This window comes from Enterobacter huaxiensis (assembly GCF_003594935.2).
Lineage (GTDB): Bacteria > Pseudomonadota > Gammaproteobacteria > Enterobacterales > Enterobacteriaceae > Enterobacter > Enterobacter huaxiensis.
This window is the reverse complement of sequence record NZ_CP043342.1, coordinates 3,797,135-3,810,659: the sequence shown is the minus strand read 5'-3', so window position 1 is coordinate 3,810,659 and position 13,525 is coordinate 3,797,135. Positions and strand designations below refer to the sequence as shown.

General features: G+C 47.1%; 10 protein-coding genes and 1 tRNA gene. 6 read left to right on the top strand and 5 right to left on the bottom strand.

The window, feature by feature from the left end:
• Window positions 1–12 precede the first annotated feature (12 nt).
• Both frsA and crl read left to right on the top strand, forming a co-directional pair.
• On the top strand, window positions 13–1,257 hold the full coding sequence (gene frsA / locus D5067_RS18225) for an esterase FrsA (RefSeq protein WP_119935384.1): 1,245 nt from the start codon (window positions 13–15) through the stop codon (window positions 1,255–1,257).
• Between the two features lie 57 nt (window positions 1,258–1,314).
• Complete coding sequence (crl, locus tag D5067_RS18220; RefSeq protein WP_119935383.1) at window positions 1,315–1,716, top strand: sigma factor-binding protein Crl; 402 nt, start codon at window positions 1,315–1,317, stop codon at window positions 1,714–1,716.
• Between the two features lie 111 nt (window positions 1,717–1,827).
• On the opposite strand, the gene phoE is transcribed toward crl, so the two are convergent.
• A complete protein-coding gene (phoE, locus tag D5067_RS18215) occupies window positions 1,828–2,880 on the bottom strand; it encodes a phosphoporin PhoE (protein ID WP_119935382.1) in 1,053 nt (350 codons plus the stop codon).
• A gap of 305 nt (window positions 2,881–3,185) precedes the next feature.
• Between phoE and proB the strand changes: the two genes are divergently transcribed.
• From proB to D5067_RS18195, 4 genes are all read left to right on the top strand, one after another.
• Window positions 3,186–4,289, top strand: coding sequence for a glutamate 5-kinase (proB, locus tag D5067_RS18210; RefSeq protein ID WP_014882684.1), 1,104 nt, complete (start codon window positions 3,186–3,188; stop codon window positions 4,287–4,289).
• Between the two features lie 11 nt (window positions 4,290–4,300).
• Entirely contained in the window at window positions 4,301–5,554 is a 1,254-nt protein-coding gene (gene proA / locus D5067_RS18205) for a glutamate-5-semialdehyde dehydrogenase (protein WP_119935381.1), read from the top strand.
• Between the two features lie 111 nt (window positions 5,555–5,665).
• Window positions 5,666–5,741, top strand: a tRNA-Thr gene (locus D5067_RS18200).
• A 163-nt stretch (window positions 5,742–5,904) separates the two neighbouring features.
• Window positions 5,905–7,128 carry a tyrosine-type recombinase/integrase gene (locus tag D5067_RS18195; protein WP_023326746.1) on the top strand — a complete coding sequence of 408 codons (1,224 nt, stop codon included), beginning with the start codon at window positions 5,905–5,907 and terminating at the stop codon, window positions 7,126–7,128.
• A 95-nt stretch (window positions 7,129–7,223) separates the two neighbouring features.
• Here the strand turns inward: D5067_RS18195 and D5067_RS18190 are convergent, their stop codons facing one another.
• The 4 genes from D5067_RS18190 to D5067_RS18175 form a co-directional block, all read right to left on the bottom strand.
• Window positions 7,224–8,849, bottom strand: a complete 1,626-nt coding sequence (locus tag D5067_RS18190; RefSeq protein ID WP_119935380.1) for a UvrD-helicase domain-containing protein — start codon at window positions 8,847–8,849, stop codon at window positions 7,224–7,226.
• A 1-nt stretch (window position 8,850) separates the two neighbouring features.
• Window positions 8,851–10,551: an ATP-dependent nuclease gene (locus tag D5067_RS18185; protein ID WP_119935379.1), complete on the bottom strand. Its 1,701-nt coding sequence runs from the start codon at window positions 10,549–10,551 to the stop codon at window positions 8,851–8,853.
• Between the two features lie 406 nt (window positions 10,552–10,957).
• The gene (locus tag D5067_RS18180; protein ID WP_071789127.1) at window positions 10,958–11,392 is read right to left on the bottom strand and encodes a hypothetical protein; all 435 of its coding nucleotides are present in this window, start codon (window positions 11,390–11,392) and stop codon (window positions 10,958–10,960) included.
• Between the two features lie 211 nt (window positions 11,393–11,603).
• Complete coding sequence (locus D5067_RS18175) at window positions 11,604–13,523, bottom strand: hypothetical protein (RefSeq protein WP_119935378.1); 1,920 nt, start codon at window positions 13,521–13,523, stop codon at window positions 11,604–11,606.
• Window positions 13,524–13,525 lie beyond the last annotated feature (2 nt).

Here is a 13,525-nt window from a genome sequence, read left to right as displayed (position 1 = left end):
GGAGGCAATGCAATGACGCAGGCGAATCTCACCGAGACTCTCTTCAAACCCCGTTTCAAGCATCCTGAAACGTCGACGCTGGTGCGTCGGTTTAACCCTGGCATCATGCCTTCCGTGCAGTCAGCGTTAGACGGTAAAAACGTGCCCCACTGGTATCGCATGATTAACCGCCTGATGTGGATCTGGCGCGGTATCGATCCGCGTGAAATCCTTGACGTGCAGGCGCGTATCGTGATGAGCGAGTCTGAACGTACCGACAGCGAACTCTACGATACGGTGGTGGGCTATCGCGGCGGCAACTGGATTTACGAATGGTCTAAGCAGGCGATGCTCTGGCAGCAAAAGGCGAGCCAGGAAGAGGACGCCGCGCGCAGCGGCAAGCACTGGCTGCATGCGGCTAACCTTTATAGCATCGCCGCTTACCCTCACCTGAAAGGAGATGAGCTGGCCGAGCAGGCGCAGGCGCTGGCAAATCGCGCCTATGAAGAGGCCGCCCAGCGTCTGCCGGGCCAGATGCGCGAGCTTGAGTTCACGATCCCCGGCGGTGCCCCCGTCACCGGGTTCCTGCATATGCCGGAAGGCGAGGGGCCGTTCCCGACCGTCCTGATGTGCGGGGGGCTGGACGCCCTGCAGATTGACTATTACAGCCTGTATGAGCGCTACTTCGCCCCGAAAGGGATCGCGATGCTGACGCTCGACATGCCTTCTATTGGCTTCTCTTCCAAGTGGAAGCTCACTCAGGATTCGAGCCTGCTGCACCAGCATGCGCTTAAGGCGCTGGAAAATATTCCGTGGGTTGACCATACCCGCGTGGCGGCGTTTGGTTTCCGCTTCGGAGCGAACGTCGCGGTGCGTCTGGCTTACCTGGAGTCGTCCCGCCTGAAAGCAGTGGCCTGTCTTGGCCCGGTGGTGCACGCGTTGCTCAGCGATCCAACCCGGCAGGGCAGCGTACCGGAGATGTACCTGGACGTGCTGGCCAGCCGGCTTGGCATGCATGATGCATCGGACGAAGCGCTGCGCGTTGAGCTCAATCGCTACTCGTTAAAAACGCAGGGGTTATTGGGCCGCCGTTGCCCAACGCCGATGCTGTCAGGGTTCTGGAAGAACGATCCGTTCAGCCCGGAGGAAGAGTCGCGCTTAATCACCTCGTCATCTTCGGATGGCAAACTGCTTGAGGTGCCGTTCAGCCCGGTGTATCAGAATTTTGACAAAGCGTTGAACGAGATTACGGGCTGGATCGCGCAGAGATTGTGTTAATAGATTGCTAAATTTTGATGGTTTGATAAAACAGTGGCTTCACAAAAGGAGATCGCAATGACGTTACCGAGTGGACACCCGAAAAGTAGACTGATTAAGAAGTTCATGGCTCTTGGCCCGTATATTCGAGAAGAGCAATGTGAAGAGAATCGCTTTTTTTTCGACTGCCTGGCTGTTTGCGTCAACGTGAAGCCTGCACCCGAAAAACGGGAGTTTTGGGGCTGGTGGATGGAAATGGAAGCAGAGGAAAAACGGTTTACCTATAGCTACCAGTTTGGCCTGTTTAACAAAGACGGGTACTGGGAAGCGGCGCCTATCAAAGACCAGGAAGTGATCGACCGCCTTGAGCATACGCTGAAAGAGTATCTCGGCAAGGCTAGCGCGCTGCTGGCAACGCTGGATCTGAAGCTGGAGCCTGCGGATGATTTTTCCAGCGAAGCGGTGAAGCTAACGGCCTGATGGTCTTCTCCCTCTCCCTGTGGGAGAGGGCCGGGGTGAGGGCACCAGACCGCATGAATCCCCGACAATAAAAAAAACCGGCATCAAGCCGGTTTTTTTATTTCCACAGGATTAGAACTGGTACGTCATACCCAGGGCAACGATGTCATCGCTGCTCACGCCCAGCTTATTGTCGTCATCGATCTGGTTGATTTTATAATCAACAAACGCAGACATGTTCTTGTTGAAATAATAGGTCGCGCCCACATCGATATATTTCACGATATCTTCGTCGCCGATACCTTCAATATCTTTGCCTTTAGACTGAACGTAGCCCAGGGACGGACGCAGACCAAAGTCAAATTGATATTGCGCCACAACTTCGAAGTTCTGCGCTTTATTCGCAAAGCCACCCGAAATAGGGGTCATATTACGGGTCTCAGAATACATCGCCGCCAGGTAAACATCGTTAGCGTCATATTTCAGACCGGTTGCCCAGGCTTCCGCTTTTTTACCTTCACCACGTGCCAGCAGGTTCTGATCGTTGGTACGGTCAGAGTTGGTGTACGCGCCGCTGACCGCGAAGTCGCTGCCGCCAAAATCATAGCTCAGAGAGGTACCAAAGCCGTCGCCGTTCTGTTTTTTAGCGTCGCGGTTTTCGTTTTTACCCTGGTACTGAAGCGTCATATCCAGACCGTCAACCGCACCGAAGAAGTCAGTGTTACGGTAGGTCGCAAGGCCGCTGGAACGCTTGGTCATGAAGTTATCCGTCTGCGCGGAAGAGTCGCCGCCGAACTCAGGGAACATATCGGTCCAGGCCTCAACGTCATACAGCGCGCCGAGGTTACGACCGTAGTCCAGCGAGCCAAAGTCTTTCAGTTTCAGACCTGCAAAGGCCAGACGCGTTTTCTGAGTCGCATCGCTCTCGGCTTTGTTACCCGAGAATTCGGCTTCCCAGCGGCCGTAACCGGTCAGCTGATCGTTAATCTGCGTTTCGCCTTTGAAGCCGAAACGCACGTAAGTCTGGTCACCGTCTTTGGAAGCATCGTCACTGATGTAGTGCATTGCTTTAACTTTGCCGTACACGTCCAGCTTATTACCGTTTTTATTATAAACTTCTGCTGCGTGAACAGATGCGGAAGCAACTACGCCCATTACCACTAATGCCAGAGTGCTCTTTTTCATTTTCAATCCTGAGTGTTATATACGCGCTAAAAATTCGCTGGACGATAAGCTCATGCTTAAGTCCCGTGAAAAAACAGGAAGGGTTTTATCGTTCTGGAATGAAAGTTTTATGACAAACTAAGAATAATTTTAAAAAACTGTGATTTATTATTTCGGTAATAAAAACGTCAAAATCTGCCGCTACGCTTCCTGATCCCGCGCAACAAAGTGTTTCGTGATGTGCTAAGGCAGTTGGCAACGGGGCTGACACCTGTTAAAACGTCTGATTAACATCATTTTCCCTTATCGTTGAACGGCAGAGAATCATGAGTGATAGCCAGACGCTGGTGGTAAAACTCGGTACCAGTGTATTAACAGGCGGATCGCGCCGCCTTAATCGCGCCCACATTGTTGAGCTTGTGCGTCAGTGCGCTCAGCTGCATGCCGCAGGGCATCGTATCGTTATTGTGACCTCGGGGGCGATTGCCGCCGGGCGTGAACACCTGGGCTACCCCGAACTCCCCGCGACGATCGCCTCCAAACAGCTGCTGGCCGCCGTGGGACAAAGCCGACTCATTCAACTCTGGGAGCAGCTGTTCTCCATTTATGGCATTCACGTCGGGCAGATGCTGCTGACGCGCGCGGATATGGAAGACAGAGAACGTTTCCTGAACGCGCGCGATACGCTGCGCGCGCTGCTGGACAACAACATCGTTCCAGTAATTAACGAGAACGATGCCGTTGCGACCGCTGAAATTAAGGTGGGCGACAACGACAACCTTTCCGCGCTGGCCGCCATTCTGGCGGGTGCGGATAAATTGCTGCTCCTCACCGACCAGCAGGGGCTGTTCACCGCTGACCCGCGTTCCAACCCGGAAGCGGAGCTGATTACCGACGTACACGGCATCGACGATGCGCTGCGCGCCATCGCGGGCGATAGCGTTTCTGGCCTCGGCACCGGCGGCATGGGCACCAAGCTGCAGGCAGCAGACGTAGCCTGCCGCGCCGGCATCGACACCATCATCGCTGCGGGCAGCCGCCCGGGCGTGATTGGCGACGTGATGGAGGGTATTTCTGTGGGCACGCGCTTCCACGCTCAGGAATCCCCGCTCGAAAACCGCAAGCGCTGGATTTTCGGTGCGCCTCCGGCAGGCGAGCTCACCGTGGACGAAGGCGCCACCGCCGCAATTCTGGAAAGGGGAAGCTCATTGCTTCCAAAAGGAATTAAAAGCGTGACAGGCAACTTCTCGCGTGGTGAAGTGATTCGCATCCGTAACCTTGAAGGTCGCGACATTGCCCACGGCGTGAGCCGCTATAACAGCGACGCGCTGCGCCGCATTGCGGGTCATCACTCGCAGCAGATCGACGCCATCCTGGGCTATGAATATGGCCCGGTTGCCGTGCATCGCGATGACATGATTATTCGTTAAGGAGCCAGAACATGCTGGAACAAATGGGCGCAGCCGCGAAGGCCGCCTCTTACAAACTGGCGCTCCTTTCCAGCCGTGAGAAAAACCGCGTGCTGGAAAAAATCGCTGATTATCTGGAATCACAGTCTCAGGAAATTCTGCTCGCCAACGAGCAGGATCTGCTGGAAGCCCGCCGCAACGGTCTGAGCGACGCGATGCTTGACCGTCTGGCGCTGAACCCTGCGCGCCTGAAAGGTATTGCCGACGATGTTCGTCAGGTCTGCAGCCTCGCTGACCCGGTAGGGCAGGTGATTGACGGTGGGCTGCTCGACAGCGGCTTACGTCTGGAGCGTCGCCGCGTGCCGCTCGGCGTTATCGGTGTGATTTACGAAGCGCGTCCAAACGTAACCGTTGACGTCGCCTCCCTGTGCCTGAAAACCGGAAACGCCGCCATTCTGCGCGGCGGGAAAGAGACCTGGCGCACCAACGCCGCGACGGTGAAAGTCATCCAGCAGGCGCTGGAAGAGTGCGGTCTGCCGGCGGGCGCCGTGCAGGCGATTGAAAGCCCGGACCGTGCGCTGGTGAATGAAATGCTGCGTATGGATAAATATATCGACATGCTGATCCCACGCGGCGGCGCGGGCCTGCACAAGCTGTGCCGCGAGCAGTCGACCATTCCGGTGATCACCGGCGGTATCGGCGTGTGTCATATCGTGGTGGATGACACCGCGGAGATTGAACCGGCATTGAAGATTATCGTGAACGCCAAAACCCAGCGTCCGAGCACCTGTAACACCGTGGAAACGCTGCTGGTGCATCAGGGCATCGCGAACGTCTTCCTGCCTGCGCTGAGCAAGCAGATGGCGGAAAGCGGCGTGACGCTGCATGCAGATGCCAACGCGCTTACGCTGCTTCAGGACGGCCCGGCTAACGTTGTTCCCGTAAAAGCCGAGCAGTATGACGACGAATTTCTGTCGCTGGACTTGAACGTGAAGGTGGTTGCGGACCTCGACGACGCCATTGCGCACATTCGTGAACACGGCACGCAGCATTCTGACGCGATCCTGACGCGCACCCTGCGCAATGCCGATCGCTTCGTGAACGAAGTGGATTCTTCCGCCGTGTACGTCAATGCCTCCACACGCTTCACGGACGGCGGCCAGTTCGGTCTCGGCGCTGAGGTGGCGGTCAGCACCCAAAAACTGCACGCGCGCGGACCGATGGGGCTGGAAGCGTTGACCACCTACAAGTGGATCGGCTTCGGTGACGATACGATTCGTGCGTAATGAATCTCGGGTGATGCAAAAATAGCCGTTTGATTCACAAGGCCATTGACGCATCACCCGGTTAGATCTACTCTTTTGCCCCGTGGTTACGCTCGTAACCGGCCTTTCAGGGCCGATATAGCTCAGTTGGTAGAGCAGCGCATTCGTAATGCGAAGGTCGTAGGTTCGACTCCTATTATCGGCACCATTTCAAACTCTTCCCAAGTCTACCGAAATCAACTAAAAGCCCGTATACTGCGGTTTCTGGCTCGTATCTTATCTCCTGTTATCAACTGGACTCAACCGAAATCAAGTTGCAGTTGGGGGCATAAGTGGGGGCATTCTATGTTCGGTCCAGGGAGATGCCCCCAATGAAGCTAAATGCACGACAGGTAGACGCTGCTAAACCCAGAGAGAAAGCCTACAAGCTGGCAGATGGTGCTGGTTTGTATCTTGAGGTTGTGCCCTCTGGTTCTCGATACTGGCGAATGAAATATCGCTTCAATGGAAAAGAGAAGCGTATGGCTTTTGGTGTTTATCCAGCAGTGTCTCTTGCACAAGCGAGGGCGCTACGTGATGAAGCCAAGAAAAAACTGGCCGAGGGTATCGATCCATCGTTTGCCAAGAAAGAAGAAAAGCTGGTTCGAAATGTGCAGCTCAATAATACGTTTCAGGCTGTGGCACTTGAATGGCATGGAACGAAGGTGAGCAGATGGTCAGAAGGTTATGCCTCGGACATTATCGAAGCCTTTAATAAAGATATTTTTCCCTATATCGGCCAACAACCGGTGAATGAAATCAAACCGCTGGTTCTGCTTAATGTGCTGCGTCGAATGGAAAGCCGTGGCGCGACAGAGAAGGCTAAGAAGGTTCGCCAGCGCTGCAGCGAAGTTTTTCGTTACGCCATCGTTACTGGCCGTGCGGAATACAACCCTGCAGCAGATCTAACCAGCGCGATGTCAGGGCATGAATCAAAGCATTATCCCTTCCTGACTGTTGAGGAGTTACCAGACTTCTTTAAAGCCCTCGCAGGCTACACAGGAAGCCCGTTAGTTGTTCTTGCAGCACGTCTTCTGATCCTTACGGGAGTTCGCACTGGCGAGCTCCGAGGTGCTTCCTGGAGTGAGTTTGATCTTGAAAAAGCGGTGTGGGAAATACCTGCCGAGCGTATGAAGATGAAACGGCCCCATCTTGTCCCCCTTTCTACCCAAGCGCTGGAAATCGTACAGCAGCTCAAAGTGATGACTGGGCAATATCCACTGGTATTCCCAGGGCGAAATGATCCCCGCAAAACGATGAGCGAAGCGAGTATAAATCAGGTGTTCAAGCGGATTGGATATACGGGGAAGGTTACAGGGCATGGTTTTCGTCACACGATGAGTACCATCCTGCATGAAGAAGGCTTTAACTCAGCGTGGATTGAAACGCAGCTTGCGCATGTGGATAAGAACGCGATACGTGGGACTTACAACCATGCGCAGTATTTGGAGGGGCGTAGGGAAATGATGCAGTGGTATGGGAATTATCTGCACACTTTTATTGTTGATAGAGATAGTACAAATTCCTTTCCACAACTAAAAACCATCAATATGTAATGTGTTAATTATATTTATTAATGCAGAAGCCATTGATGATATTTAAAGCAGATAAAAATAAATATGGTGCATATTTTAATATGCACCAGTATTTCCTAGCGATAAAGACCCTCTAGTTGGGGTAACTTGAAAAAGTAAGATGGTTCAGAGTTCTTAAATGCCCCAGTCGAGTTTTGGCGTAACTCCGCATTAATTAATACGCAGCATTTCTCAGCTCTTGTAATACCAACATAATGAAGGTTTGTTTCTTGCGGAAGGCTGGGATATAGTGCTGTATTTCTATCAACTTCATTAACTGATCTATATGGAAAAGACCATTCATCCATATCCAAATGCAATACTATTTTAAATTCAAGCCCTTTAGACTTATGAAGGGTCATGACTTGAACTTCATTTTTATCTAATGGCATAAACTGCTTTAAGTAAATATCGTCTGATATAACGTCAAAAACTGCATTATCATTAGGTATAGAAAACTGAATATTTAGCATTTCAGCGATTTCGTGGAACTTATTAATTAGTTCCTCATTTGTTAGTTTACCCCTGAGGGTTTTAATTTTTTTTCTTAATAAAAACTGATGATTGTCATTTATAATCAATCCACCAAATACTTTATTAATTAACTCTTGCGCAGTACCTATGGCCTTATACCTATACGCTAGAAGGTCTTTATATAAATCTGAACATTCTGTGTCCAGTTTATCTAATGGTGTATCAATATAAACTCTAAAACTTGATGTTAATCCTGAGCATAATAATAGCAATGATTGCTCTTTTCTTGCAAAAATAGCTACTTGGTTAGCTTGCTCCAACCCCCATCTTCTTTCATTTAACCATTTTGAAATCCATGATGATATTGTCATCGAAACATCTTTTAAGTTCCCAGATAATCTCTTTCTGTAAACATTGATGCTTTCGCTTGGTAATAACACGAAATTTGAATCGAGTAGCCTAGATGCATAATTAATTATTGATGGATGACATCTATGATTTAAATTTATTTCAAAATGTGCAAACACCTGCTTATCTCTAACCAAGTCAAGTAACAGCTCAGCATTTCCACCTCGAAACTCATAAATTGATTGCCAAACATCACCAACAGCAATAGAGCATAAACCAAGTTCATTTATTTTTAGAAATAATTGATGCTGAGATAAGGATGAATCTTGATATTCATCTATAAATATATGGCTATATCTCGCTTTGATATATCGCGTTGCTGCAGGAGATTCATTAAGTATTTTTAATGCTAAGGCAGCAAATGAACTCATCCAAAGCATTCCCTCATCGTACAGTTTCTTATAACCGGAATCTTCATTGACATTAACGAATGATGGTGTGCCAATAAATTCTTCCTTGAGGTAATGTTTATATGGAGACTCTAACCCCTTTAATACTTTGCATTCTGTTGGTTTACCCCCCCATATTCTTGGAAGAAATGGAATGATTATCTCCTTCAAGCAAAAACTATCAATCGTACCGAAGAAACTGTGTTTTGTATCGTGTCCTTCCGCCTTACATCTGCGCTCTAGTTCTGAACTTGCTTTCCTTGTGAATGTAATTGCAATGACACCTTTATGCTCAGGAAGACAGGCGGTAATATTTCTAATCTTTTCTTTTATAACTGTAGTTTTACCACTTCCAGGACATGCTGTTATTACCATGCTTTTAGGGTAATCAATGGCTAATATTTGCTGAGTAGTTGGAGAGAAAACACTCATTTCATTCACCTTTAACTATTTTTACAAGGTGGTCTAGCGGTTTAGCCAGATCACCTGAGTTAAGGGTATGAAGGTCTTTTTTGATTTTTTTTAGAAGCATACGCATTCGGATTGCTTTTTTCTTTTGTAAGTATTCAATTGCGCTTTGATTATCTTTTTTATCTAACGCATCTAATATTGAAGCACTCATCTCCTCGACAAGATCGGTTTCTAAATCAATTTTTGACAAATACACTCCCGATTTATTTATTTCCTCAGAAACTGTTTGCCAGTCACCGTTGGTAAGAGTATCTAGAGATGTAATTTTTTTGTCGCTATGCTCAAACTTTTCGATACCAACTATATCTAAACATCGGTTTATGCCTGCAAAGTTCCACTTCTCTTGACCTTTTAGCTTTGATATATCGTTATCAGTTCGCATTACCCATGGAATTTCTAAAGCATCAAGTATTGCTGCATATATTTTAAATGATATTCCATCCACTGATATTAATGAAATATTCAAATAATCCAGATCAATATTTAAACTTTTAGCTAAGGAATGGTAAAATAAAATTTCGGATGGCCCTTCGATTAAAAAAACACCATTTGAAAAGAATGATTCTGCTGGCAATATACTCATCCGATAGCTCATATCTTCCCAGCCATCTGAAATACCTTTAGAGCATCCTTCACTTGCGGCTACAGTGTGTCCCTCCCTGTCAAGCAATCTTATTATTGAGTCTGGCTCGAAGTTTACCGCTATTTGGGGGGAATGGGATGAAATGATTGTTTGACCTGGAAGTTCAGCTATCAAATAATCAGCTAATTTTCTCTGTTGATGAGGGTGTAGGTGTACTTCAGGTTCTTCGATAACATAGAAGATAACTTCGTTATCTATATCATGTTCCTTAATACTTTTCGCTTTCCATAATGCTAATAAGATTTGGTTGTTTCGCCCGTCTCCTCCAAGCATTACGTTAGAGCCATTTGTATTAGCTCCAAGTTGTAGGTTATCAATAAAGTCATTTATTCCAATTGCCCCAGTATCTAACTGTACAGAATATTCAGAGTAATGATGTGCAAGTTTTTTTAGCTCATCGTTGACTTCTTTTGTTGCTCTTTCTACATATATAAGCTGAGATATTTTATCATTAATTGAATGTAAATCTGAACTTATCTCTCCTAACAAATCATCATCTTCTTCTCTTTCATCAGAGTTCAATGATTGCTGTGCAATTTTTAAGAGTTGTCTTTTTTCTTTGCGAATAAACCTCTCCAAATCTCGTTGTGACTGAATATATTTTAAATTTACGAATTTAAGATAATAGCGAGAATTGATTTCTTGTAAAGACTCTAAAGAATCACCAATAAAAAGTTTGTAGCTGAGATCAGATTTTTGTGCGACATACTTAATGAATGATTCACCTGAGTCACTGACATTCCCTTTCAAAATCGAAAGTACTGCATCTTCATTAATATCTTTAAAATGAATGACAATTTCAAATTCTTCACATGATTTTCCTTTTTCTAAATGAAAATCAAGTTCATTTGGTTCAATTTCTGATTCTGAGACACTTTTATCTAATAGCATTCTTAGCGAATGCAGCATATTACTTTTGCCAACATCATTAGCTCCGATGATTAGAGTGTTCGAATTAAACTTGATGTATGCATCTTTAAAATTCCTAAAACCTTTAAGTTTCAGAGATGAAATTTCCAACTTAAAACCCCTCTTTAAAGTAAAAAACCTTTTTATGATGAGGTTTCACGTAAAGTATGCAACTGAATTTTGCTCATTTTTTGCGGCAGATCTATCCAGAATCGTTTATTATCCTAAAATGATGTTCAGACAAGTTATGCTTCTGGCACAAAATGATAGCAGAAGGCAGATGCGCCTCGTGACTCATCACGAGATGTTATTTAAGAGTCTGAGACTGCATTGGGTACAACCGGGAAAACGTACATTCGGCTGAGTCCTTTGGGCTGTTTTACGATGTTGTGATCGCAGCCCATACATCCTCTGTTGATGGGATAATGAACACAACCTGACGAATAGGATGTAACTGTTGGTGAAATCAAGAGCAGGCCAGACCGGAGCACACTAAAATGCTTCGGTCTGGCGAATTTTATTTCCAGCTAGCCCTGTCTTCCCAAACGCTACGCAGCATTCCTGTTGTAGGTACTCTTACACTAAACCAGTCATAACTGAACACTGCCTTCTGATCGTCATCAAGCGAATCATCACCTGTCAGCACAACTTCACTTCCCGGTACACGAGTACTTTTGTTGACAACGATGCAGTTGATGGGTGGTAAGCCATTTTCAAGGCACAAATTACCCAAGATGCCCAATTGTCTCGAAAGAAACAATCCGGCATTCGGCTCCTCACGTTTCATGCGGGAAGCGACTTCACTGTACGTAATAGGTTGCACCCATCGCGGGCGAGGGTTACTCAGTTTGGAACTTTCGATATGGCTAACGAGAATTAACCATATTTGTTGAGCCTGAACATGAATTCTGTCGCCTTTCACAAAATGTTTTAGCTCGTACAATTTATTCACAATAGCCACCTGTTAGAATTGAACTGATCGTTACATATTGCACTTTGTGTTCAATATTGCACGTATTGTTCTTTATCGCAACATTTTAAGTCCGGCATCTTAAGATGCTCCTCTACCGTTTCTGGCACAAAGCCGGCCATGCTGGAGGGACATGACTTCACCTATGAACGAGAAGGATGTATCCAAAAGTCGAAAGCGTTTCACCCCAATTTCATTTGTTGACCCAAGCTAACTCTTCGATCAAGTTGACGTGATGAGGATGTATCTTGAATTTCCTCTCAGGACCACCCTGGTATCTGACTGCACTCGATGCAAGAGACTCCAAGTCAATTTCGGCTTGATTTAACAAGTCCTTCAAGTCTTGCTTGGGAATCTGGTTTTGCACAAGCAGGGGAAGAAGGCTTATGAGTGAACAAGGATTACTGGAGACTAAAACCAATGTTTCCCGTGACGTTGGGTAAGCGGCTTGATCAAGCCACGTGCTGTAATGACCTTCATTCGCGATCTTTGCTTCGACTGTCCACCGTAGTCGACGAATGACTAGGTGTTGCTGCATGATTGGCCAGAAGTCGTCACCATAGAAGTCAATACTCAACATCTCAGTTGTAGCCTCCCACAGCGCTTGAAATAGCGCGGCGGATTGCTTAAGTATTTCGGGATTGAGCGTTTCCTGCGCGTTGGTAGTACAGTCCAGAATTCCCAAGCCTACGTCAACCAATATGCGCATCAGTCCCGAAGCATCAGAAGGTTGCCATTCCTTAGAAATTTTATAAATGGGACGGAATTCGAGGATTTCTCTCAGCGCAACACTAGAGTTCCACATGCTCAACCAGTGGCTGGTGAAGTTATCGCTCAATGCGACAGAGTATCCAAGCACTCGGCAAGCATAGTTGTTGGGCTGAGTGGCATGATATTGGCTAACATGGCTTCGAAGCGACTTACCTTTGGAAGCGTCCCACTCGGTAGGTGTCAAGTTCCATTCTTTGATGAAAGCACTGACATCCGGTATCGGAAACTTGTCGGGGTAGTTCGAATGTAGTAGTGCCAGCATGGATTGGTAAACCCATGGCTCCCAAGAAAAATTCAATTGTCCGGAAACGGCTGGTGAATAGGGAATAGGGAGTTTTTCGGCTAATGCCCATAATATGTCTTGGCTGCTTAGAGGTCGTTTTTTATCCGAATTATTATCAGGGAAGTTAAGGTGTTGCCGAGTGAGCCATGTGCCCCACCGCTTAAAAAGCCCCTCGAAATCGGTTCTTTTAGAGACAGTATCAACAAAACTGGCTAGCAGTGACTTGACGTGCTGCTCTAGCACTGACGGATGATATTCTTCGCCATTGGCTATGTGGAGGATTTTCGCACTTCCATGCCTGAGCAAGCTGGGAAGCAATATAGCACCATCCCATGAACCATCATTTTTGAAACTCGGTTGAGACCAGAGTGTGAACTGTTCCCACAGTTCGTAATTACGGTAAAACTCCGGGCTGCCGAGTACTCGATTGATCAAGATTAGATTGTTTGTCGAATTCATCCATTTGAACAGTTTTTCTGGATCAAGTTTCGCCATTAATTCAATCCATGGCCAACTGGATTGATCGAACCGGCTTTCCCTAGCATGCCCGTACCAAATTTCATCGAGGGTGTTAGGATTGTATGGATCAACCCCATCTTCCTGAAGCAGTTTTTTTTCAGCATCGACGAAATGTTGTTCGGCTAAATCTAATAATGCTTCTTTGAAAGAAGCATTTTTTAAAGCTATAGCCAGTGCAACTTCCGTCCACAAATGTTCAAGCCACCATGAGTTTCGGACGAGAGCCTTAAAGGCGTTATATCGGTTTTCGGTTTCTGAAGAGGCCCATGTCGTTACAATTCCAATCGCCAGGGCAGCCTGAATTTTTGGATCGTCTGACGCATCGAAGTCCTCATTGGAACCACCTAGGATGGTGGTAAACCTCTTAATGGCATTCTTGGCATCATCCTGAGCAAAGAAGTACTCAATAACAGAAGTGATCAATGGATTGGGAGAAGAAAAGTTACCTTCTGCAAACTCTTCAATAACTGACTCTGCGATTATGTACGATTTATATCTTTCCGATTCATAAGCAGGCGGCAAATGCCATTCTTTGTTCATGC

Bases quoted from the DNA above. Each gene is read 5' to 3' on its own strand.
- frsA (WP_119935384.1), top strand. From the start codon at position 13: ATGACGCAGGCGAATCTCACCGAGACTCTCTTCAAACCCCGTTTCAAG.
- crl (WP_119935383.1), top strand. From the start codon at position 1,315: ATGACGTTACCGAGTGGACACCCGAAAAGTAGACTGATTAAGAAGTTC.
- phoE (WP_119935382.1), bottom strand. From the start codon at position 2,880: ATGAAAAAGAGCACTCTGGCATTAGTGGTAATGGGCGTAGTTGCTTCC.
- proB (WP_014882684.1), top strand. From the start codon at position 3,186: ATGAGTGATAGCCAGACGCTGGTGGTAAAACTCGGTACCAGTGTATTA.
- proA (WP_119935381.1), top strand. From the start codon at position 4,301: ATGCTGGAACAAATGGGCGCAGCCGCGAAGGCCGCCTCTTACAAACTG.
- D5067_RS18195 (WP_023326746.1), top strand. From the start codon at position 5,905: ATGAAGCTAAATGCACGACAGGTAGACGCTGCTAAACCCAGAGAGAAA.
- D5067_RS18190 (WP_119935380.1), bottom strand. From the start codon at position 8,849: ATGAGTGTTTTCTCTCCAACTACTCAGCAAATATTAGCCATTGATTAC.
- D5067_RS18175 (WP_119935378.1), bottom strand. From the start codon at position 13,523: ATGAACAAAGAATGGCATTTGCCGCCTGCTTATGAATCGGAAAGATAT.